We start from the raw sequence: 21,459 nt of genomic DNA on the forward strand, positions 1-21,459 counted from the left end.
GCCGCATGGCGCTCGTCCTGCTGGCGATGGCCGGTTGCACGAGCAGCAACATAGAAGGTGCAGCGCCCGCCACCGGCCTTGTCGGGGCGAAGGACACCGGTTCCTACCCGAACCTGAACATCCCGCCGCAGGTGGCGGCCGAGCAATTCACCGACGAGGAAAAGAACGCCAAGCTCGCCCAGCTGAAGGCCGAGGAGCAGGGCCAGGCCGCGAAGGGCGGCGGCGTCAAGGTCGCGGACCAGGCTGCGCTGGACCAGCTGGCAAAAAAACACGGCGCCGAGGCGCTGAAGCAGATCGAAGGCAAATGCGACCCCGCTCTCGACCCTAATTGCAAATAAGCTTATACGCGCGACCGCAACCTCACTGTCTGGAACTGCCATGGAAGAATTTCACAAGGTCCGCCGGCTTCCGCCCTATGTCTTCGAACAGGTCAACCGGCTGAAGGCCAGTGCCCGCTCGCGTGGCGCCGACATCATCGACCTTGGCATGGGCAATCCGGACCTGCCGACGCCCAAGGCCATCGTCGACAAACTCTGCGAGGTAGTGCGTGATCCGCGCACGCACCGCTATTCGTCGTCGCGCGGCATTCCGGGCCTGCGCCGTGCCCAAGCCAATTATTATGCCCGCCGTTTCGGCGTGAAGCTCGACCCGGACAGCCAGGTGGTGGCGACGCTCGGCTCGAAGGAGGGTTTTGCCAATATGGCGCAGGCGATCACCGCCCCCGGCGATGTGATCCTGTGCCCCAATCCGACCTATCCGATCCACGCCTTCGGCTTCATCATGTCGGGCGGCGTCATCCGCTCGCTGCAGGCCGAACCGGACGACGGTTTCATCCCGGCACTGGAGCGCGGCATCCGCCATTCGATCCCGAAGCCGCTGGCGCTGATTCTCAATTATCCGTCCAACCCGACGGCACTGGTCGCCTCGCTCGATTTCTACAAGGAGGTGGTGGCTTTCGCCCGGAAGAACGACATCATCATCCTGTCGGACCTTGCCTATTCCGAGATCTATTTCGACGGCAATCCGCCGCCTTCGGTGCTGCAGGTGCCGGGCGCCATCGACGTCGCAGTCGAGTTCACCTCGATGTCGAAGACCTTTTCGATGCCGGGCTGGCGCATGGGTTTTGCCGTCGGCAATGAAAGGCTGATCTCGGCGCTGACGCGGGTGAAATCCTATCTCGACTACGGCGCCTTCACGCCGATCCAGGTGGCGGCCGCGCATGCACTCAACGGCGACGGAGCCGATATCGCCGAAGTGCGCGACGTCTACCGCAAACGCCGCGATGTCATGGTCGACGCCTTCAGCCGTGCCGGCTGGACCATTCCCGCACCGGCGGCGTCGATGTTCGCCTGGGCGCCGATCCCGGAGCCGTTCAAGCACCTCGGCTCGCTCGAATTCTCCAAGCTCCTGATCGAGCACGCCGACGTCGCGGTGGCGCCGGGCGTCGGCTTCGGCGAGCATGGCGACGATCACGTGCGCATCGCGCTGGTCGAAAACGAGCACCGGATCCGTCAGGCAGCGCGCAACATCAAGCGCTTCCTCGCATCCAGCGCCAAGCAGCCGAATAACGTCGTACCGCTCGCCGCGCATCGCTGAGTTTTCTACACATCAATCGACCGAATGGGGCGTCGCCGGACATGGCTGAAGCGTTGCGTGTTGGAATTGCCGGCCTCGGCACCGTCGGTGCGTCGGTGGCTCGCGTGCTGCGCGACAAGGCGGCGGAACTGACGCGGCAGTGCGGCCGCGAGATCGTCGTGTCAGCGGTCTCGGCCCGCGATCCCAAACGCGACCGCGGCGTTGATTTTGGCACAGCACTGTGGTTCGACGACGCCGTCAAGATGGCCCAGACCGCCGAGATCGATGTATTCGTCGAACTGATCGGCGGCGACGAGGGCGCGGCACGATCCTCGGTGAAGGCGGCGCTCGAGGCCGGCCGCCATGTCGTCACCGCCAACAAGGCACTGCTTGCCAAGCACGGCGTGTCACTGGCCGAGATCGCGGAAAAGAGGGGCGTGCTGCTCAACTACGAAGCGGCGGTGGCCGGCGGCATTCCGGTCATCAAGACGATGCGCGAGGCGATGGCCGGCAATTCGGTGACCCGCGTCTTCGGCATCCTCAACGGCACCTGCAATTATATTTTGACGCGCATGGAAGCCGAGGGCCTGTCCTTTGATGCCTGCCTGAAGGACGCCCAGCGGCTGGGCTATGCCGAAGCCGACCCGACCTTCGACATCGAGGGCCACGACACCGCGCACAAGCTGTCGATCCTGACCAGCCTTGCCTTCGGCACGAGGATTGCGGCCAATGACATCTACATGGAGGGCATCTCCAACATCAGCCAGGCCGATATCCGCGCGGCCGGCGATCTCGGCTACCGGATCAAGCTGCTTGGCGTCGCCCAACGCACCGAAAGCGGTATCGAGCAGCGCGTTCACCCGACCATGGTGCCGACGGCCTCGGTCATCGCGCAGGTGCACGGTGTCACCAATGCGGTCGCGATCGAAACCGACATCCTCGGCGAATTGCTGCTTTCCGGCCCCGGTGCCGGCGGCAACGCCACCGCTTCGGCGGTGATCGGCGACATTGCCGACATTGCCAAGAGCCGGCCTGGCTTCCAGCATGGCCCGGTCTTCGGCCGGCCGGCGAAGGAATTGAAGCCCTACAAAAAGGCGCAGATGCGCAGCCATGCCGGCGGTTATTTCATCCGGCTGACCGTGCACGACCGCCTCGGCGTTTTCGCCGCGATCGCCAAACGCATGGCCGACAACGACATTTCGCTGGAATCGATCGTGCAACATGCCGCAGGGCCGGAAACCGAGGCACAGAAGACAGTCATCCTGGTCACCCACGAGACGACCGAGGCGGCGGTGCGCAAGGCCGTCGACGGCATCACCAGGGACAGCCTTCTGACCGACAAGCCGCAAGTCATCCGCATCGAGCGGGCCGGATAGCAGTCTCAAGTTTTGCCTTTAATCGATTGATATTGCTGCGCTTTCAAAAAGGTCCAGCGCAGGTCTTGCTGTTGTCACGAGGCTTTGACACAAGAAGCGCGTCTCTGGCGGGAGGCTAATGCATGTCGCCCAAAAGTGTGCGGCGGTTTTGGGACAACGACATGCATAGAAACAAAGTGCCAACGAGGATTATCCATCGATGAATGTGGCCCAGAACATTGTCGCCGGCCTCGACCGGATACTGACCATGGAATTGGTGCGCGTCACCGAACGCGCCGCGGTCGCGGCCGCCAGATTGCGCGGACGCGGCGACGAGAAAGCCGCCGATCAGGTCGCGGTCGACGCCATGCGCCAGGAGCTTAATCGTCTCGCCATCAACGGCACGGTGGTGATCGGCGAGGGCGAGCGCGACGAGGCGCCGATGCTCTATATCGGCGAGGAGGTCGGTACAGGCAAAGGCCCGGCTGTCGACATCGCGCTCGATCCGCTCGAAGGCACGACGATCTGCGCCAAGAACCTGCCCAATGCGTTGGCCGTCATCGCCATTGCCGAAAAAGGCAGCCTTCTGTTCGCGCCGGACGTCTATATGGACAAGATCGCCATCGGCCCGGGCTATGCCGATGGCATCATCGACATCGATGCCTCGCCGGCCGAAAATATTGCCAGCCTGGCCAGGGCCAAGGGCGTTCCGGTGGCAGAGATCACCGCCTGTATCCTCGACCGGCCGCGCCATGGCGCCTTGATCGAAGCCGTGCGGGCGACAGGCGCCGCGATCCGGCTGATCGGCGACGGTGATGTCGCCGGCGTCATCCACACCACCGACCCGGACGAAACCGGCATCGACATCTATCTCGGCACCGGCGGTGCGCCGGAGGGCGTGCTGGCGGCGGCGGCCTTGCGCTGCACCGGCGGCCAGATGCAGGGCAGGCTGATCCTTGACACGCCGGAAAAGCTGGCGCGCGCGGCGAAGATGGGGATCTCCAACCCGAAACGGATCTACCACACGCAAGACATGGCACGCGGCGACGTGCTGTTTGCCGCGACCGGCGTCACCGACGGCAATATGCTGGCCGGCGTCAAGTTCGGCCGCAATTTCATCACCACGCACACGATCGTGCTGCGCTCGTCGTCGCGAACCGTGCGCGAAATCAAGGCCAGGCACCAGGATCTGGAAAAGTTTTGATTTCGACTCAGTTAGCCGTTGCATATTGTGCGCAATGACAAATTGCAGACGGCGCGTCACGTGACGGGGGAAAGACGCTTTTTCCTAGATGTCAGGCAGTCGGCCACCGGCGTTTCCTGGGAACACCGACTGACCGAGCGTCAGGACATGGCTGCGCTCGCCATCGCGCAAGGTTATGGCGTGCCCGACATCGTGGCACGCGTGCTGGCCGGGCGCGGCGTCACTGCCGAGCAGACCGAGCGGTTCCTGGATCCGACCATCCGCAACCTGCTGCCCGACCCGGCATCGCTGACCGACATGGACAAGGCGGCCTCTCGCATCGCCCAGGCGGTGACGGCAAGGGAAAAGGTGGCGATCTTTGGCGACTACGATGTCGACGGCGCCGCCTCATCGGCGCTGCTCAAGCGCTTTTTCGCACATTTCTCGGTGCCGTCGGAGATCTACATACCGGACCGCATCTTCGAGGGTTACGGCCCCAATCCGGAAGCGATGCGCGAACTCGTCTCGCGCGGCGCGACGCTGATCGTCACCGTCGATTGCGGCACCAACAGTGCTGCTTCCATCGACGCGGCGAAGGCCGCCGGCGCCGACGTCGTGGTGCTCGATCACCATCAGGTCGGCGGGCCGTTGCCGGCGGCGGCTGCGGTCGTCAATCCTAATCGCGAGGACGATCTTTCCGGGCAAGGCCATCTTTGCGCCGCCGGCGTCGTCTTCCTATGCCTGGTACAGACGGCGAAGATCCTGCGCAGCCGGCTGCCGGATGCCGCAGCGCCCGACCTGCTTGGCCTGCTCGACCTGGTGGCGCTGGGCACCGTCTGCGACGTGGTGCCGCTCACCGGCATCAACCGGGCCTTCGTGGTCAAGGGGCTACAGGTGGCGCGGCAGCAGAGGAACGAAGGGCTGGCGGCACTGGCGCGGGTCTCGCGTATCGGCGAGCCGATCAGCACTTTCCATCTGGCCTTTCTGATCGGTCCGCGCATCAACGCCGGCGGGCGCATCGGCGACGCAGCACTTGGCAGCCGCCTGCTTGCAACCGACGACCCGGTCGAGGCCCGCACCATCGCCGAGACGCTCGACCGGCTCAACCAGGAGCGGCAGTCGATGGAGCAGGAGATGCTGGCCGCGGCGCGCTCAGAGGCCGACGCCGAGCTTGCCGGCGGCAATGGTCCGGCCATCGTGGTCACAGCCAGCAGCAACTGGCATCCGGGCATTGTCGGCCTGCTTGCCTCGCGGCTCAAGGACCATGCAAGACGGCCGGCTTTTGCCATCGCCTTCAACGCCAATGGCGTCGGTACGGGGTCAGGCCGTTCGGTGTCGGGCTTCGACCTCGGCCGGCTGGTGCGCGAGGCTGCCGATGCCGGGCTGATCGTCAAGGGCGGCGGCCACGGAATGGCGGCAGGCATCACCGTCGAGCGGGCGAAGCTCGGCGCGCTCCGGGCTTTTTTCGAAGAGCGCGCTGCGGTGGATGTGTTCCGGCTGCAAGGCGAGGAGAGCCTGGCGATCGACGGCGCGCTTGCCGCCGAGGGCGCGACGCTTGCGCTGCTCGATGCGCTTGAGCGGGCAGGGCCGTTCGGCGCCGGGCATGTCGCGCCGGTGTTCGCGCTGCCGCGTCACCGGCTGGTTGATGCGCGGGCGGTCGGCACCAACCATATCCGCGCCGACCTGCAGTCGGAAAGCGGCGGCCGCATCCAGGCGATCGCCTTTCGCGCCGTCGATACTGCGCTTGGCGAATTCCTGTTCAAGAACAGGGGCAAACCGGTGCACGTCGCCGGCTCATTGTCGGGCAATCACTGGAACGGCAACCGCACGGTGCAGTTTCGTATCGTCGACGCGGCGCTTGCCTGAGAGTTCGCTGACCGCTCGGCCTAAGCGAGGACGGTCTGCAGCCGGGTCAGTTCGCCGATTTGCGCCATCGTTGCCTGGTAGCCGATACGGATCGCTTCGTCGGCGCGGTGGAATTCGGTCAGGCCGATATGGCTGAGCTTCGGCTGCAGCGACATGTCCGGCGGGTCGCCGGCCAGCCTGGCGCGCGAAATGCGGTCCTGGATGATGTTGAAGGCTTCGACCATGACGCCGGTGATGCCGAGCCGCGTCTCGCGCGACTGACGTTCGGGATCGGCGTGGCCACCCCTTGGCGCGTCTCTCTCGACGATCAGCTCGCCTGCGCTGTGCTTGATCACTGCGGCGCGGCCGAACAGATCGTAGTGAAGGTTCACTGCAACCACGAGCGGCTGCTCGTAGGCACGGCAGACCGAGACCGGCACCGGATTGACCAGTGCGCCGTCGACCAGCACGCGCCCGTTGCAGGCGACCGGCTCGAACACGCCGGGCAGCGCGTAGGAGGCGCGCATGGCGGTACTCAACGAGCCGCTCGACAGCCAGATTTCATGGCCGGTGCGGATTTCGGCAGCGACGCAGACGAACGGTTTTGGCAGGTCCTCGAAGCGGATGCCGGCTATGTGCTCGCGCAGCCGTGCATCGAGCTTCATGCCACCGAACAGGCCGCTGCCGCGTAGATTGAGGTCGAGAAGGCCAAAAATGCGCCGCCTGGTCAGGCTGCGCGCGAATTCTTCCAGCTCGTCAAGTTTGCCGGCAACATAGCAGCCGCCGACCAGCGCGCCGATCGAGGTGCCGGCGATCATCGACACTTCGATGCCGGCTTCGTCAAGCGCGCGCAGCACGCCGATATGCGCCCAGCCGCGCGCACAGCCGCCGCCCAATGCCAGCGAGATCCCTGTTTTACCTGGAGATTTGGTTTCGGATGCGCCTGCGGCCGAGGAGAGGCCATTGGCCTCCCGAACGTCAGGTCTGTTGCGCAATGACGCCCAGTCGAGCATCACAATCTCCCTTGTCCCACGGTCATCCTACAGGCGGGCCGTATCGAAATCATGAATATACGTGGCTGAAGTGCTGCGAATGGTTCATACTGATGGTGTTTTGGGCTTTCGATACGTTTTTTCCGCATCGAACAGCGGCTTGCTGCCGTCGTTGGCAAGCGTCCCTTTGCCATCGCTCAGCCCCACCGTCCGATAAAAGCATGAACGTCGGCCGGTGTGACAAGTTGCTTCGTGACCCAGCACTTTGACGCGCAACCATATCGCGTCCTGGTCACAATCTGTGAGCATCTCGACGACCTGCTGGACATTGCCCGAGGTTTCGCCCTTCTTCCACAGCGCGTTGCGCGAACGCGACCAGTAGTGCGCGATGCCGGTCTCGAGTGTCAGCGCCAGCGCCTCGGCATTCATATGCGCGACCATCAGCAGCATGCCGTTTTCGGCATCGGTGACGACGACAGTGACGAGGCCGCCGGCATCGAAGCGCGGTGAAAGGACGGTGCCTTCCTCGAGTGCCTTCTTGTCAGATGGAGCTTTCGGGAATTCCAATGCCGACATTCGCCGGTCCCTATTTAGCGAGGGCGGCGCGGGTCTGATCAGTTCCGCCGCCGCGCACCATGGTGACGAAGCGGACCTGCTCTTCAGGTGTATCCTTGAAGACGCCGGTGAAGGTCGAGGTCAGCGTGGTGGAGCCCTGTTTGCGGATGCCGCGCATGGCCATGCACATATGCTCGGCCTCGAGCATGACGGCGACGCCGCGCGGATTGAGCACGTCCTGGATGACGCCGGCAATCTGCGCAGTCATCGCTTCCTGGGTCTGCAGGCGGTGGGCAAAGATGTCGACGACGCGCGCGATCTTGGACAGGCCGACAACCTTGCCGTCAGGCAGATAGCCGACATGCGCCTTGCCGATGATCGGCACCATGTGATGCTCGCAATGCGAGTGGAACGTGATGTCCTTGACTATGACGAGGTCGTCATAGCCGGCGACTTCCTCGAAGGTGCGGCCAAGCTCCTCGGCCGGGCACATATCGTAGCCGTTGAACATTTCGCGGAACGCCTTGGTGACGCGCTTCGGCGTGTCGATCAGGCCCTCGCGCTCAGGATTGTCGCCGGTCCAGCGCAACAAGGTGCGCACCGCGGCTTCGACTTCGGCCTCACTCGGCCGGTCGGTGACCGGCTTTTCCATATAGGCCGACTGCGGCATGAGTTTCTTGATAACGGCGTCCATAAAGGCGTCTCCCGTAGTTCCTCTCTCAGGAGGAACGAGTTGAACGGACCACGACCTTTCGGGTGTTAGAAACTCGCCCGGTTTCCAGCCCGTAAGTGGCGTGAACAGATTTGGGCAGGACGAGACTTGCGGTCGCCTTGTCGATACCCGACTACGACCATTATATATGTTCGTGCCGAGCGAAAGGAAGACGCCAGAGCGGCAATCGCTGTTCGCTGGGCGGCGACGGATTGGAAAAATATGATCGACGATGTCTACAATGCGAAAATTCTGGGTTTTGCCGGAAATATCGCACGGATCGGTCGGCTCGACCGGCCCGACGCAACCGCACGAGCACATTCCAAGCTGTGCGGCTCGACAGTGACCGTCGATCTGAAGATGGATGACGGCGTCGTCAGCGATTTCGCGCATGACGTGAAGGCCTGTGCGCTTGGCCAGGCGTCGTCTTCGATCATGGCGCAGCATGTCGTCGGCGCCAGCGCGGAAGAACTGCGCAGCGTGCGCGAGACGATGCTAAAAATGCTGAAGGAAAATGGCCCGCCGCCCGAAGGCCGCTTCGCCGACCTGAAATACCTGGAACCGGTGCGCGACTACAAGGCGCGCCACGCCTCGACCATGCTGACCTTCGACGCGGTGGTCGATGCGATCGGCCAGATCGAGAAGAAGCGGGCGGAACAGGCGGCCTAAACCTCGGCAAGAAAACGCCGGCTTTCGGCGAATTCCGCCCGGACCCAGTCGGCAAAAGCCCTGGCAGGCTCGGAAAGGTCATTCAGTCTTCTGGCCACCAGCCAATAGGCGCCGGACGCAACGTCGATGTCGAAAGGCTTGACCAGCGCGCCGGACGCAAGTTCTTCGCCGATCTGCAAAAGATCGCCCAGTGCGACACCATGTCCAAGCAAGGCTGCCTGTTTCGAAAGCGAGGCATCCGCCAGCATCGGTCCACGCGCAGGCACGGCTTCAGGGGTCACGCCGGCCGCTTCGAACCAGCGCGTCCAAGCCTGACGGTTTTCTTCGTGCAGCAATGTATAGCGACCAAGGTCGATCGGTTTTTCCAGAGCTGGCCCGGACGCAAGAAGCGCCGGCGACAGAACCGGTGAATCGACGACCGAGGCAAGCTGTTCGGCTTCGCTGCGTGGCCATGAAGTGGCGTGTGCACTGAAGCGTAGAGCAAGTTCAGGCTGATCGCTGCGGAACTCTATCAACCTCGGATCGACCTCAAGGGAAACGTCGATATCGGGTCGCAACTGGCGAAATCGGTTGAGCCGCGGCACCAGCCATACGGATGCAAGCGACGGCTCGACGCTGACACGGACCACGGACTGCGTCGGGGCCGCCGTCAATTCCGAAAGCAGCCTGTCGATGCCCCCGAAACTTCTGACCAACTGGTCGAGCAGCCGCCGGCCGGTGTCGGTCAATTCGACGCGGCGATGATGGCGGAAGAACAAAGGTTGGCGCAGGAATGTTTCGAGCTCGCGGATCTGGCGGCTGATCGCCGCCTGCGAAACATAAAGCTCCTCGGCCGCACGGCTGAAGCTCAGGTGACGACCGGCTGCTTCGAAGCTTCTAAGAGCCGTCAGGGGGAGGCGTCCGCGCTTCATTCGCATAATTCAGAGTTATCTGACGTCGACGTTATACTCGTTTGAAGAGCAAGGCCAGCGGCGCTCTAATCGGTGCTCAAAGGAGTGCTGCCATGATCCAGTTTCTCAACATCCTGAGCGATGTCGTGCGGATCGCGACATTTCAATGGCATGACGAGAAACCGCATGGCGACTGGTGCGAGGGGAGGCCGCCGACCAGCGTCGCCGCATGTCGGAAGCCGACGCCCGACCGGTACCCGGTTCGCCGTTCGAGGCAGTGACGGGATTGCCGGAACGGCATTGCGTTCCCGGCCCGATGCGCACATCTATCCTGAAGGGAAACGCGACGCGGAGACTGTGGTGGTCGGCCAACATCGGCATGCGCACGGCGCCAGGCCGATTCGACAAGGACGCAACTGGCCCGGCCCGTGGCGCAAGACGCCGGGCCGCGTCTTCGGCACGTCGCTCGTCCGGCTCTACCAGCTGACGCTGTCCGGCTTTGTGGGCAATTCCTGCCGGCATCTGCCGACCTGTTCCGAATACGCGCACGAAGCGATCGCCCGGCATGGACTATGGGCCGGCGGCTGGATGGGATTCTTTCGCGTGCTGCGCTGCGGGCCGTTAGGGACGCATGGCATCGACCGCGTGCCCGAAACCCTGGCTGAGCGCTATGTCTGGTTTGCGCCGTGGCGGTACTGGCGGATCGGGAAAAAACGTGGCGACCTAGACAGTTGACCGCAACTGTTCGTTACACAACCGCACCGCTGTTTACGATCTGGTAGGGTTAACCGCAGCTTGCGCGGACATAGCGCATTTAAGACAAAATCGAGACAAGACGCCTCGCTAAGCCGCTCCTGATACCCTTCAGGAGAGATTGCCAAATGCGCCGGATAGATCGTCTTCCCTTCGTTTTCGCCGTGGTTCTCTATGTCCTGGCGTGGCTGTTGGGCTTTCCGATCCGTGCGCAATCGGCGCCTCTCGGGGACGTCGAATGCACGCTGATCGTCGACGCCGCGAGCGGCGAGACGCTGTACCGGCAAGGGGTTTGCGATCAGCGCGTCAGCCCCGCCTCGACATTCAAGATTCCGCTGGCGCTGATCGGCTATGACGCCGGAATCCTGGGCGACGAGCATACACCGAATTGGGAGTACAAAGCGGAGTTCAACGCGCCGAAACGGGACCGCAAGACCGTCGACCCGACGATCTGGGAAAGGGATTCGGTCCTTTGGTTCTCACGCGAGATCACGCGCCGGCTCGGCAGCAAACAGTTTGCCGGCTATGTGTCCAGATTGGACTATGGCAACACCGACGTCTCCGGCAATTCCGGCAAGAATGACGGCCTCACCCATTCCTGGGTGAATTCTTCGCTCGAGATATCGCCGGTCGAGCAGGTCGATTTCCTGCGCAAGCTGCTGGCGCGGAATCTGCCGGTCTCGGACAAGGCCCATGCGATGATCAATGCGATTGTCCCGACCTTCCGGGCGGGCGGCTGGACGGTGCAGGGCAAGACCGGGACGACCAGGCTTGGCGACGATGCCGACAAGCGCTCGCTTGGCTGGTTTGTTGGCTGGGCGCAGAAGCATGCTCGCAAGATCGTCTTTGCCTGCCTCGTAGTCGATACGAAACGTTCCGACACGCCGAAGGGGCTCAAGACGCGGGCGATGTTCCTGAAAGAGCTGTCGAATCTCCTCGGGTGACCTAAATCCGGCTTTACGGCGCCGAAAACTGCCCATAAAAGACCGCTCGCCGCCGGACGCATCCGGCTCTTACTTGATGTAAGTCGCAACCCCAAAATCGCTACGCAGTTTTGGGCGACGTGCATTTTACCACCCGCGCTCGTTTGCGGGACTGGATAGGAGAATTTAATGCTGAATTCCGTTTCCCTGACATTTCCCGATGGCTCCGTCCGCGACTACGACGCGGCGATGACCGGCGCCGGCCTGGCGGAATCGATCTCGAAGTCGCTGGCCAAGAAGGCCGTTGCCTACAGCATCGACGGCACGTTGCGCGACCTTTCCGACCCGATCGGCAAATCAGGCAAGCTCGAAATCATCACCCGCGAGGATCCGCGTGCGCTGGAGCTCATCCGCCATGATGCCGCGCACGTGCTGGCCGAAGCCGTGCAGGAACTTTGGCCGGGAACGCAGGTGACCATCGGGCCGGTGATCGAGAACGGATTCTACTACGACTTCGCCCGCAACGAGCCGTTCACGCCCGACGATTTCCCGGTGATCGAGAAGAAGATGCGCGAGATCATTGCGCGCAACAAGCCGTTCACCAAAGAGGTGTGGTCGCGTGAAAAGGCGAAAAGGATCTTTGCCGACAAGGGCGAGCGCTACAAGCTCGAGCTGATCGACGCCATCGCCGAGGATCAGGATCTCAAGATCTATGCGCAGGGCGACTGGTTCGACCTTTGCCGCGGTCCGCACATGGCCTCGACCGGCCAGATCGGCAACGCCTTCAAGCTGATGAAGGTCGCCGGCGCCTATTGGCGCGGCGATAGCAACAACCCGATGCTGACGCGCATCTACGGCACGGCCTGGGCCGACCAGGCGCAGCTCGAAGCCTATCAGACGATGCTGGAGGAAGCCGAGAAGCGCGACCACAGGAAGCTCGGCCGTGAGATGGACCTGTTCCATTTCCAGGAGGAGGGCCCCGGGGTCGTGTTCTGGCACGCCAAGGGCTGGAGGATGTTCCAGAACCTGGTCAATTACATGCGCCGCCGCCTGGACGAGCAGGGCTACCAGGAGGTCAACGCGCCGCAGGTGCTCGACAAGAGCCTGTGGGAGACCTCAGGCCACTGGGGCTGGTACCGGGACAACATGTTCAAGGTGACGGTCGCCGGCGACGACACCGACGACGACCGGGTGTTTGCGCTGAAGCCGATGAACTGCCCCGGCCACGTCCAAATCTTCAAACACGGGCTGAAGTCCTACCGCGATCTGCCGGTAAAACTTGCGGAATTCGGCAATGTGCATCGCTATGAGCCGTCCGGCGCACTGCACGGGCTGATGCGGGTGCGCGGCTTTACCCAGGACGATGCCCACATCTTCTGCACCGAGGAACAGCTCGCCGACGAGTGCATCAAGATCAACGACCTGATCCTGTCGACCTATGCCGATTTCGGCTTCGACGAAATCACGGTCAAGCTGGCGACCCGCCCCGAAAAACGGGTCGGCACCGACGCGATGTGGGATCACGCCGAGGGCGTGCTGCAGGACGTGCTCGACAAGATCGCGGCGCGGTCGGGCAACCGGATCAAGACGGGCGTAAATCCGGGCGAGGGCACGTTCTACGGGCCGAAGTTCGAATATGTGCTGAAGGACGCCATCGGCCGCGACTGGCAATGCGGCACCACGCAGGTCGACTTCAACCTGCCGGAACGGTTCGGCGCCTTCTACATCGGCTCCGATTCGGAAAAGAAGCAGCCGGTGATGGTGCATCGCGCCATCTGCGGTTCGATGGAGCGTTTTCTCGGCATCCTGATCGAGAATTATTCCGGCCATTTCCCGCTCTGGTTCGCGCCGCTGCAGGTGGTGGTGGCGACGATCACTTCCGATGCCGACGATTACGCGCGAAAAGTCGTTGCGCAGCTGAAGGCGGCCGGGCTGATCGCCGAAACCGACCTGCGCAACGAGAAGATCAACTACAAGGTCCGCGAGCACAGCCTTGCCAAGGTGCCGGTCATCGTCGTTTGCGGCAAGCGCGAGGCTGAGGAAGAAACGGTCAATGTCCGCCGTCTCGGGTCGCGCGACCAGGAATCGCTTGGCCTCGCGGCCGCCGTGAAACTGCTTTCCGACGAGGCGGTGACACCCGACCGCAAGCGCCGCGCGGCCTGAGCCGGCCAATCAGCAACGAAATGGCGGTGGATCGCTCCACCGCCATTTTCATATGCTTGTCACGCCAATTGTGTAGCGAGCCCCATGCTCAAGCTGAAGATGCGCGAAAGACCGTTTCCCGAGCTCTCCTATGCCGGTCCGCATCAGCCGGCGCTGACGCGCTGGTTCATCCACTCGGTCGAAGGCCTGTCGGGACGTGATCGCTTCGCCGCACTCTATGATTTCTGGCGCCGGCAAGTGGTGCCGAACGGAGAGCGCGTGTTCAGCCGCATGCTGGAGCTGATCGACGTCCGGGTGCGGACCGCCGGTCAATGGCCGCCGGCAAACCTGCCCGACACGCCGCTGGTGATTGTTGCCAACCATCCGTTCGGCATCGGCGACGGTATTGCCGTGCTGTCGCTGGCGGAGCAGCTCGGCCGACCGTTCCGCGTCATGATCCACAGGGATCTGCTCAAGATCCGCGAGATGGAGCCCTATTCGCTGCCGATCGACTTTTCCGAGACCAAGGACGCGCTGAAGAACAACATGGCGGTCCGCCATGAAGCGGTGCGGCTGCTCAAGGAGGGCGTCACCATCGTCGTCTTTCCGGCGGGAGGTGTCGCCACCGCGCCGAAGGGGTTTGGCCGGGCACGCGATCTGCCGTGGAAGGTGTTTCCGGCCCGTCTCGTTCAGGACGCAAAGGCGTCGGTCATCCCATTGCATTTTTCGGGCCAGAACGGCCGGCTGTTCCATCTGGTCAGCGGACCGATGAACATGGCCGAACGCGACGGGCGTGTGGCGAAATTCGTCGGCAAGGCCTCGCTGACACTGCGCACATCGCTGCTCATCCGTGAATTTGCGCGGCTCTCCGGCAAATCGATCGACGTGCGCGTCGGCGACGTGCTGGGGTGGGACGAACTGGAGCCGCTGCGAGACCGCAAGGCCTTGCTCGACCGCCTTCAGCGCGGCGTCTTCGATCTGGCGCCGGCCGAGACGACTGGCCGCGTGCCGTTGCTGGCGCGACGCATGCGCAAAGCAGCCTAGAGGGGGCGCGGCTTAGTCGGCGCCTTCCTCGGAATCGATGGCCGAAGCTTCGGTTGCCAGGACTTCGATGTCCTGATTGTGTCCGGCCACCACCGTAAAATCCTTCTGGTAGATGCGGTCGCGGTTTTTGGCGATGATGGTGTAGTCGCCCTCGGCCAGCACCATCGAGGCAAAGGCGCCGACGGTCTCCTTGATCGGGTCGCCGGACTCGTTCAGCAGCGACCAGGAGGTGTCGGCGATCGCCTCGCCGCCCGGCTCGCGCACCAGCTTCATGGTCATCTCGGCGGCACGATGCTCGACCGTCGCTTCGGTCAGCTTGCCGGCCTCGACGCGGATGTCGGAGCGGATGACCGCGTTCACAGCGCCATAGGTCGAAACAACGTGGTAGGTGCCGGCATTGAGCCGCACGACGCTGTTCGGCTCGACATCGGGTATGATCAGCGCGCGATCGCCATCGGCCGCGGCGTGGCTCTCATAAATCGAGAAGCGCAGCTTCTTCGGCGGTATGCGCACCCCTCCCGACAGCACGGCATCAAGCTTGAGGCCGCCGGCATCGAGCACGAGGCTCTCACGCTTGGCTTCCTTGCCGACGGTGATGCGCTTGGTGGCGCCGGCCCGCCCGTAGGAGGCATGGACCAGATAGGAACCCGGCTCGAGCTGGAATACGGCGGTGCCGCCATGAGCGGAGGCGACCATCGGCAGCTTGCCGTCGCTGGCCGATTCGGGCTTGAAGACGCGCCAGACGATGCCGCGCGTGATGTCGGCACCCTTGTCGGTCAATTGCGCCGACAGCGTGATCGCCCCGCTGCTGCCCAATGCCAGCGATGTCTCGCTTTTCGGAGGCGCATAGCCCGAAATTCCGGGAAGTTTCAGATCACTGAGGCCGTCTACATTCTGGGCGGCGGCAAGCGAAACCGGCACCATCAACAGTGCGGCAGCGAGCCATATCAGGAAAAGACGCAATGTCCCCTCAAACATGCCTTGCGTTGAAGCCCAATGCGGTGGCAATTTCAAGGCTTAAGAGTCCGGTCGGCTTCCTGCTAGAGGGCTCTTTGTCCGGCGCGTCGCGCCAATGCCCCGAGCCGCCCGATATCCCGATGGCGCGCTTCAGCTCAAATTCCAGGAGACTTGCGCCCATGGCGTCGCCGATCATCGATTTTCTGCTGACCCGAAATTCCGCGCCGATCCCGGATTTGAAAGAGCCGGCACCGGGCGATGCGGAGATCGCGACCATGATCGCCGCCGCCTCGCGGGTGCCGGATCATGGCCGGCTGGAGCCCTGGCGTTTCATCCTCTATCGCGGCGAGGCTCGCGTCGAGATCGGCAAGGAGTTGGCAGCACTTGCCGAACAGCGCGAAGGGCCGTTGCCGGAAGGCCGCCGCAACCAGGAATTGGCACGCTTTTCGCGGGCGCCTCTGGTCATCGGCGTGATCTCGATCCCCAGGGAAAATCCAAAGATCCCGCAATGGGAGATGTTCTTGTCCGGCGGCATGGCTGCGATGAACCTGCTGCTTGCCGCCAATGCGCTGGGCTACGGTACCAACATGATCAGCAACTGGTATTCCGACGTGCCAGAGGGCAGGGCGATCCTCGGTCTGGCGCCGCATGAGCGGGTCGTCGGTTTTGTCCATATCGGCTCCTATCAGGGGCCAGCGCCGGAGCGGCCACGGCCCGATCCGGCAAAGCTCTACGCCGACTATTCGGGGCCGTGGGTGGGATAATTTTCGACCCGGAACCAGACCCTAAGCGTCAAGCCCCGCTGCCCTGGCTCGCGCCAGGAGCCGCTCGGCGAGCTTGAGATGCGGCCGGTCGTACATCTTGCCGTCGATGCCGACGACGCCGGGGTTTCCCGCCGCCTTGAATGCCTCGACCATCGCCAGCGAATTTTTCACCGCTTGCGCCGAAGGCGTGAAGGCGGCGTTGATGACCGGCACCTGCGCCGGATGGATCGCCATCTTGCCGGTGAAGCCGTCGCTCTCGGCCTCGGCGCATTCGGCCTCGAAGCCGGCCATGTCGCGAAAATCCGGAAAGACGGTGTCGATCGCCGCGACTTCCGCGGCATTCGCCGCAAGCAGGGTCATGGTGCGGGCGAAGCGGAATACATCCGTGTAGCGGCCATTCGCGTCGCGCGTCGAGCGCGCGCCGATTGCCGCCGACAGATCTTCCGCGCCCCAGGTGACGCCGACAAGCCGCGCGCTTGCCTTGGCGTAGGTCACGGCGGCCAGAACGCCGGCGGCCGTTTCTGTGATGATCGGCAGGATCTTTATCGCGCCGTCCGGCAGGCCGCTTTCAGCTTCGTGCACCCTGAGCTTGGCCGAGAGATGCTGGACATCCAGTCCGCTGTTCGACTTAGGCAGCATGATGCCGTCGGGCTTCACTGGCACGAGCGCCGCCAGATCGTCGTCGGTCAGTCCGGTCGAAAGGTCATTGACGCGCACATAGATCGCGGAGTTGGTTCGGTGCCTGTGCCCGGCGAGGAAACGCGCCGCTGTGTCGCGCGCCAGCCCCTTGTTTTGCGAGGCAATCGAGTCCTCGAGATCGACGATGACCATGTCGGCGCCCGCGCCAAAGCCCTTCTCCAGCTTCTTTTCCGAATCGCCGGGAACGAAGAGCAGGGAACGCATCGGCTATGCCTTTTTCATCATCATGGCTTGCCTCGTGCATCTGGCAACCAGCACGTCGTTCTGGTTATAAGCGCGGTGCTCGAACTCGACGATACCGCGGTCCTGTTTCGACCTGGAATCGCGCACCGAAACCACCGTGGTCTCGACGCGAATCGTGTCGCCATGGAAGACGGGGTGCGGAAACACCGTCTCCTTCATGCCGAGATTAGCGATGGTGGTGCCGACGGTGATGTCGTTGACCGAGATGCCGATCATCAGGCCAAGCGTGAACAGCGAATTGACCAGGGGCTTGCCCCATTCGCTCTTGGCGGCGAAGTCGAAATCGATGTGCAGCGGTTGCGGGTTCAGCGTCATCACCGAAAACAGCATGTTGTCGCTTTCGGTCACGGTCTTGCGCAGCGTGTGCTTGAACACATGGCCGACAACGAACTCCTCAAGGTAAAGGCCGGCCATGGTCTGTCTCCTCCACTGCTTAAGGGTTGATAGGCGTTGCATACCGGGCTCGCAAGCCAGTTAACGAACATGGTGAACCGTTCGTAAACCATTTGTGCCTACGGTCTCGACAGGCGCCAGAAGCGTTCTGGCAAAGGGCGTAAGCAGGCGACATGGTCGTTTCGCATTTCCTGAAATGGATCCACACGGCAAAGGTGTCGGAGCGTGCTGCGGCGGCAAGCGCGCTGGCTCGCGCCTATGTCGACTCGGACCTGCCTTTCGAGGACCGCTGCGCTGCCGAGGCGGCGCTGACGTTGCTGCTCGATGACGCATCGTCGAAGGTGCGGCTGGCGATCGCCGACGCGCTTTCCATGAGCCATCATGCGCCGCCGCAGATCGTCAGCGCGCTGGCTTCGGACCAGCCCGAGGTGGCCGCTTTGGTACTGGCGCGCTCGCCGCTGCTTACCGATTCCGACCTGATTGATCGGGTTGCCGGCGGCCAGAAAGCGACGCAGAAGGTGATCGCCGACCGGCCGCGCGTCTCGATGTCGGTTGCGGCAGCGATCGCCGAGGTCGGTGAGCCGGAAGCCTGCACCACGCTGCTCGCCAATAGCGGCGCCGACATCGCATCCGTCAGCTTTCGCCGCATGGCCGAGCGTCACGGCCATCTGCCTCTGGTGCGCGAGGCGCTGATCGCCGACATCCGGCTGCCCGCCGACTGCCGGCATATGCTGCTGGTCAAGCTAGGGGAGATGCTCAAGGGGTCGCCATTGGTGCTGGCGCTGATGGGCGCCGCCAGGGCCGAGCGCATCACGCGCGATGCTTGCGTCAAGGCTTCGGTGACACTGATCGAAGGCACGCGGGCGGAGGAACATACCGCACTTGTCGAACATCTGCGCCTGCGCGGCGACCTGACCGCAAGCTTCGTCATCCGCACCATCGCGCACGGCAAGGTCGACTTCTTTGGTTCGGCGCTGGTCGCGCTCAGCCAGCAGCCCGAGCAACGGGTGAGGGCACTGCTGGCCGGCGGGCATGACATAGCGTTGCAGGCACTGTTCCGCAGCGCCGGGCTTGCCGCCGCCACCCACGCCATCATCCTGCGCGCGCTGAAGGTCTGGCGTGAGGTCGCCAATGGCAAACGCCTCGCCGGCGTCCAGGAAGTCAGCTGGCTGATGCTGAAGGAATTGGGCGGACAGTCCGCCGAAGGCGATCTCGCCAGGCTGGTCAAATCGATCCATCTCGATGCGCTGCGCGCGAACGCACGCGGGCACGCGCTGGCGATCGCGGCTGCTTAAAGCAATTCCAGGAAAAGCGTGAAACGGTTTTCCGACTTGCGTCAAAATAAAAAACTGAGCGGTTCGGCGTTTCCGTGAAACGCTGAACCGTTCCAGGCCTCATCCTTCGCGAAAAATCCGGAAAAGTCTTGCGCACAGTGACAGCCGCCGTCCGCGGCTCGCCTAGCAGAAGACGCTCAGATATCCAGCACTTCCGTCGCGGCGAATTCCGCGCGTTCCTGGATGAAGCGGAAGCGGGCCTCGGGCTTGGTGCCCATCAATGCGTCGACCGCATCCTTGGTCGCCGCCTCGGCGTCGATGACGTCCACCCTGAGCAGCGTGCGCTTTCTCGGGTCCATGGTGGTTTCTTTGAGCTGGGCAGCCATCATTTCGCCCAGCCCCTTGAAGCGGCCGATTTCGACTTTGCCGCGCCCGGTGAATTCGGTGCGCAGAAGTTCGTCTTTGTGCGCATCGTCGCGGGCATAGGCGACCTTGCCGCCTTGCCGGATCGAGTAGAGCGGCGGCACCGCCAGATAGAGATGGCCGCCGCGGACCAGGCTCGGCATCTCCTGGTAGAAGAAGGTGATCAGCAGCGAAGCGATATGGGCGCCATCGACGTCGGCGTCGGTCATGATGATGACCCGGTCGTAACGCAGGTCCTCGTCGCGGTATCTCGAGCGCGTACCGCAGCCCAAGGCCTGGATCAGGTCGGATATCTGCTGGTTGCCGGCCAGCTTGTCGTTACCGGCGCTGGCGACGTTGAGGATCTTGCCGCGGAGCGGCAGCACCGCCTGGCTGGCGCGGTCGCGCGCCTGCTTTGCCGAACCGCCAGCCGAATCGCCCTCGACGATGAACAGCTCGGCGCCGGCCGCTGCATTCTGCGTGCAATCGGCGAGCTTGCCGGGCAGGCGCAGCTTGCGCACGGCGCTCTTGCGCGACACTTCCTTTTCCTGGCGGCGGCGCACCCGCTCGTCGGCACGCGCGATCACCCATTCGAGCAGTTTCGAAGCTTCCTGCGGATTGTCGGCCAGCCAATGGTCGAACGGGTCGCGGATGGCGCTTTCGACGATGCGGATCGCCTCGATCGTCGCCAGCCTGTCCTTGGTCTGGCCGACGAATTCCGGTTCGCGGATGAACACCGACAGCATGCCCGCCGCCGAGATCATCACATCCTCGGATGTGACGATCGAAGCGCGCTTGTTGCCGACCAGGTCGGCATAGGCGCGCAAGCCGCGCGTCAGAACGTTGCGGAAGCCGGCCTCATGCGTGCCGCCTTCCGCGGTCGGAATGGTGTTGCAATAGGAATTTATAAAGCCGTCGCCGCCGAACCAGGTCACCGCCCATTCGAGCGAACCGTGGCCGCCCTGCTTCTCGCTCTTGCCGGCGAACATTTCACGGGTCACCTGGAATTCGTCGCCGAGCGAGGCTTTCAGATAGTCCTTGAGGCCGCCCGGAAAATGGAATTCTGCCTTGGCCGGCGTCGTGTCCTTTTCCTTGATCAGCGAGGGATCGCAGGTCCAGCGGATTTCGACACCGCCGAACAGATAGGCTTTTGACCGCGCCATGCGGTAGAGCCGCGCCGGCTCGAACGCAGCACCCTTGCCGAAAATCTGCTCGTCTGGATGGAAGCGGATCTTCGTGCCGCGCCGGTTGTGCACCTCGCCGAGCTGCTCCAGGCCGGTCACCGGAACGCCTCGCGAGAAGCGCTGGCGATAGAGCTTGCGCCCAATCGCAACCTCGACCTCGAGATGGTCGGACAGCGCGTTGACCACGGAAACGCCGACACCGTGCAGGCCTCCCGAGGTCTCGTAGACCTTGCTGTCGAACTTGCCGCCTGAATGCAGCGTGGTCATGATGAGTTCGAGCGCCGGCTTCTTGAATTTCGGGTGCGGATCGACCGGAATGCCGCGGCCGTTGTCGGTTACAGACAGGTATCCGTCGGCGGAAAGCTCGACATCGATGAAGGTAGCATGGCCGGCGACCGCCTCGTCCATCGAATTGTCGATGACCTCGGCGAACAGATGGTGCATCGCCTTGTCGTCGGTGCCGCCAATGTACATGCCCGGGCGGCGGCGCACCGGCTCCAGCCCCTCCAGCACCTCGATATCGGCGGCACTATAGCTCTCGCTGGCATCGCGGGGCGCCGGCCGCTTCGCCGCCTGCACCAGCGGGTCGGCCGGGCGCGCGGCGCGAGCCGGTTGCGGCTGCTTGCCCAAATTGCCGAAAAGATCGTTATTGTCGTCCATGCCGGTCCTGGATTCCGATGCTGCGAATCACCACCCGATACTGCCACGCTTTTTGCGGGCAGGCGACGGAGGTTCCTGTTACGTTCGAGGATAGAGCCTCTTACTGCAAAACCATTCGACAACCAAGCGGCGGAAATGGGGTCGAAGCTTGGAGCATCGACGCTTTGTAAACCTTGTCCGAAGGTTACGCCGCAAGATTGGCTGAAAAACGATATCCGCGGACTGTCGCTGACCTAGAATGCAGC

Annotated in this window: 22 protein-coding genes; 13 read left to right on the top strand and 9 right to left on the bottom strand. The window is 63.2% G+C overall.

Features of this window, described 5'->3' with window-relative positions; all coding sequences use genetic code 11:
* The first annotated feature begins 5 nt into the window (after positions 1-5).
* From NKJ09_RS01100 to recJ, 5 genes are all read left to right on the top strand, one after another.
* Positions 6-338 carry a hypothetical protein gene (locus NKJ09_RS01100; RefSeq protein ID WP_352482154.1) on the top strand — a complete coding sequence of 111 codons (333 nt, stop codon included), beginning with the start codon at positions 6-8 and terminating at the stop codon, positions 336-338.
* Between the two features lie 40 nt (positions 339-378).
* Positions 379-1,596: an LL-diaminopimelate aminotransferase gene (locus tag NKJ09_RS01105; RefSeq protein WP_352466981.1), complete on the top strand. Its 1,218-nt coding sequence runs from the start codon at positions 379-381 to the stop codon at positions 1,594-1,596.
* Positions 1,597-1,637: 41 nt separating this feature from the next.
* A complete protein-coding gene (locus tag NKJ09_RS01110; RefSeq protein ID WP_352482155.1) occupies positions 1,638-2,951 on the top strand; it encodes a homoserine dehydrogenase in 1,314 nt (437 codons plus the stop codon).
* Between the two features lie 199 nt (positions 2,952-3,150).
* Positions 3,151-4,134 carry a class II fructose-bisphosphatase gene (glpX, locus tag NKJ09_RS01115; protein WP_023720150.1) on the top strand — a complete coding sequence of 328 codons (984 nt, stop codon included), beginning with the start codon at positions 3,151-3,153 and terminating at the stop codon, positions 4,132-4,134.
* Positions 4,135-4,194: 60 nt separating this feature from the next.
* Positions 4,195-5,979 carry a single-stranded-DNA-specific exonuclease RecJ gene (recJ, locus tag NKJ09_RS01120; RefSeq protein WP_352482157.1) on the top strand — a complete coding sequence of 595 codons (1,785 nt, stop codon included), beginning with the start codon at positions 4,195-4,197 and terminating at the stop codon, positions 5,977-5,979.
* A gap of 20 nt (positions 5,980-5,999) precedes the next feature.
* On the opposite strand, the gene NKJ09_RS01125 is transcribed toward recJ, so the two are convergent.
* The 3 genes from NKJ09_RS01125 to folE form a co-directional block, all read right to left on the bottom strand.
* Positions 6,000-6,971 (bottom strand): patatin family protein, encoded by a 972-nt coding sequence (locus NKJ09_RS01125; protein ID WP_352482159.1) that lies wholly within the window; start codon positions 6,969-6,971, stop codon positions 6,000-6,002.
* Between the two features lie 84 nt (positions 6,972-7,055).
* Entirely contained in the window at positions 7,056-7,526 is a 471-nt protein-coding gene (hisI, locus tag NKJ09_RS01130; RefSeq protein WP_352482161.1) for a phosphoribosyl-AMP cyclohydrolase, read from the bottom strand.
* A 10-nt stretch (positions 7,527-7,536) separates the two neighbouring features.
* A complete protein-coding gene (gene folE / locus NKJ09_RS01135) occupies positions 7,537-8,199 on the bottom strand; it encodes a GTP cyclohydrolase I FolE (protein WP_352482163.1) in 663 nt (220 codons plus the stop codon).
* Between the two features lie 240 nt (positions 8,200-8,439).
* Between folE and NKJ09_RS01140 the strand changes: the two genes are divergently transcribed.
* Entirely contained in the window at positions 8,440-8,886 is a 447-nt protein-coding gene (locus NKJ09_RS01140; RefSeq protein WP_023720146.1) for an iron-sulfur cluster assembly scaffold protein, read from the top strand.
* On the opposite strand, the gene NKJ09_RS01145 is transcribed toward NKJ09_RS01140, so the two are convergent.
* A complete protein-coding gene (locus NKJ09_RS01145) occupies positions 8,883-9,797 on the bottom strand; it encodes a LysR substrate-binding domain-containing protein (protein WP_023720145.1) in 915 nt (304 codons plus the stop codon). The two genes, NKJ09_RS01140 and NKJ09_RS01145, sit on opposite strands and share 4 nt — an antisense overlap.
* A gap of 92 nt (positions 9,798-9,889) precedes the next feature.
* Here NKJ09_RS01145 and NKJ09_RS01150 point away from each other — a divergent pair, with 92 nt between their 5' ends.
* The 5 genes from NKJ09_RS01150 (at position 9,890) to NKJ09_RS01170 (ending at position 14,638) form a co-directional block, all read left to right on the top strand.
* The gene (locus NKJ09_RS01150; protein ID WP_352482166.1) at positions 9,890-10,057 is read left to right on the top strand and encodes a hypothetical protein; all 168 of its coding nucleotides are present in this window, start codon (positions 9,890-9,892) and stop codon (positions 10,055-10,057) included.
* A 79-nt stretch (positions 10,058-10,136) separates the two neighbouring features.
* A complete protein-coding gene (gene yidD, locus NKJ09_RS01155) occupies positions 10,137-10,511 on the top strand; it encodes a membrane protein insertion efficiency factor YidD (protein ID WP_031194332.1) in 375 nt (124 codons plus the stop codon).
* A 146-nt stretch (positions 10,512-10,657) separates the two neighbouring features.
* Positions 10,658-11,473, top strand: coding sequence for a class D beta-lactamase (gene blaOXA, locus NKJ09_RS01160; protein ID WP_352495374.1), 816 nt, complete (start codon positions 10,658-10,660; stop codon positions 11,471-11,473).
* Positions 11,474-11,641: 168 nt separating this feature from the next.
* Positions 11,642-13,615, top strand: a complete 1,974-nt coding sequence (thrS, locus tag NKJ09_RS01165; protein WP_023720142.1) for a threonine--tRNA ligase — start codon at positions 11,642-11,644, stop codon at positions 13,613-13,615.
* 84 nt (positions 13,616-13,699) lie between these two features.
* Positions 13,700-14,638, top strand: coding sequence for a lysophospholipid acyltransferase family protein (locus NKJ09_RS01170; RefSeq protein ID WP_352482168.1), 939 nt, complete (start codon positions 13,700-13,702; stop codon positions 14,636-14,638).
* Positions 14,639-14,650: 12 nt separating this feature from the next.
* On the opposite strand, the gene NKJ09_RS01175 is transcribed toward NKJ09_RS01170, so the two are convergent.
* Positions 14,651-15,616, bottom strand: a complete 966-nt coding sequence (locus NKJ09_RS01175) for an RgsD C-terminal domain-containing protein (RefSeq protein ID WP_023720140.1) — start codon at positions 15,614-15,616, stop codon at positions 14,651-14,653.
* Positions 15,609-15,791 (bottom strand): hypothetical protein, encoded by a 183-nt coding sequence (locus NKJ09_RS01180; RefSeq protein WP_352495373.1) that lies wholly within the window; start codon positions 15,789-15,791, stop codon positions 15,609-15,611. Before NKJ09_RS01180 ends, NKJ09_RS01175 begins: the two co-directional genes overlap by 8 nt.
* Between NKJ09_RS01180 and NKJ09_RS01185 the strand changes: the two genes are divergently transcribed.
* Positions 15,775-16,359, top strand: coding sequence for a nitroreductase family protein (locus NKJ09_RS01185; RefSeq protein ID WP_352495372.1), 585 nt, complete (start codon positions 15,775-15,777; stop codon positions 16,357-16,359). The two genes, NKJ09_RS01180 and NKJ09_RS01185, sit on opposite strands and share 17 nt — an antisense overlap.
* Before the next feature lie 21 nt (positions 16,360-16,380).
* Here the strand turns inward: NKJ09_RS01185 and NKJ09_RS01190 are convergent, their stop codons facing one another.
* Positions 16,381-17,262 (bottom strand): HpcH/HpaI aldolase/citrate lyase family protein, encoded by an 882-nt coding sequence (locus NKJ09_RS01190; protein WP_352495371.1) that lies wholly within the window; start codon positions 17,260-17,262, stop codon positions 16,381-16,383.
* Positions 17,263-17,265: 3 nt separating this feature from the next.
* Positions 17,266-17,715 carry a MaoC family dehydratase gene (locus tag NKJ09_RS01195; protein ID WP_352482171.1) on the bottom strand — a complete coding sequence of 150 codons (450 nt, stop codon included), beginning with the start codon at positions 17,713-17,715 and terminating at the stop codon, positions 17,266-17,268.
* 152 nt (positions 17,716-17,867) lie between these two features.
* Here NKJ09_RS01195 and NKJ09_RS01200 point away from each other — a divergent pair, with 152 nt between their 5' ends.
* Positions 17,868-18,989, top strand: a complete 1,122-nt coding sequence (locus NKJ09_RS01200; RefSeq protein WP_352515728.1) for a DUF2336 domain-containing protein — start codon at positions 17,868-17,870, stop codon at positions 18,987-18,989.
* Between the two features lie 176 nt (positions 18,990-19,165).
* On the opposite strand, the gene parE is transcribed toward NKJ09_RS01200, so the two are convergent.
* Complete coding sequence (gene parE, locus NKJ09_RS01205) at positions 19,166-21,214, bottom strand: DNA topoisomerase IV subunit B (protein ID WP_352495369.1); 2,049 nt, start codon at positions 21,212-21,214, stop codon at positions 19,166-19,168.
* Positions 21,215-21,459 lie beyond the last annotated feature (245 nt).

This window comes from Mesorhizobium sp. M0189 (genome assembly GCF_040322135.1).
In the GTDB taxonomy this organism is placed as follows: domain Bacteria; phylum Pseudomonadota; class Alphaproteobacteria; order Rhizobiales; family Rhizobiaceae; genus Mesorhizobium.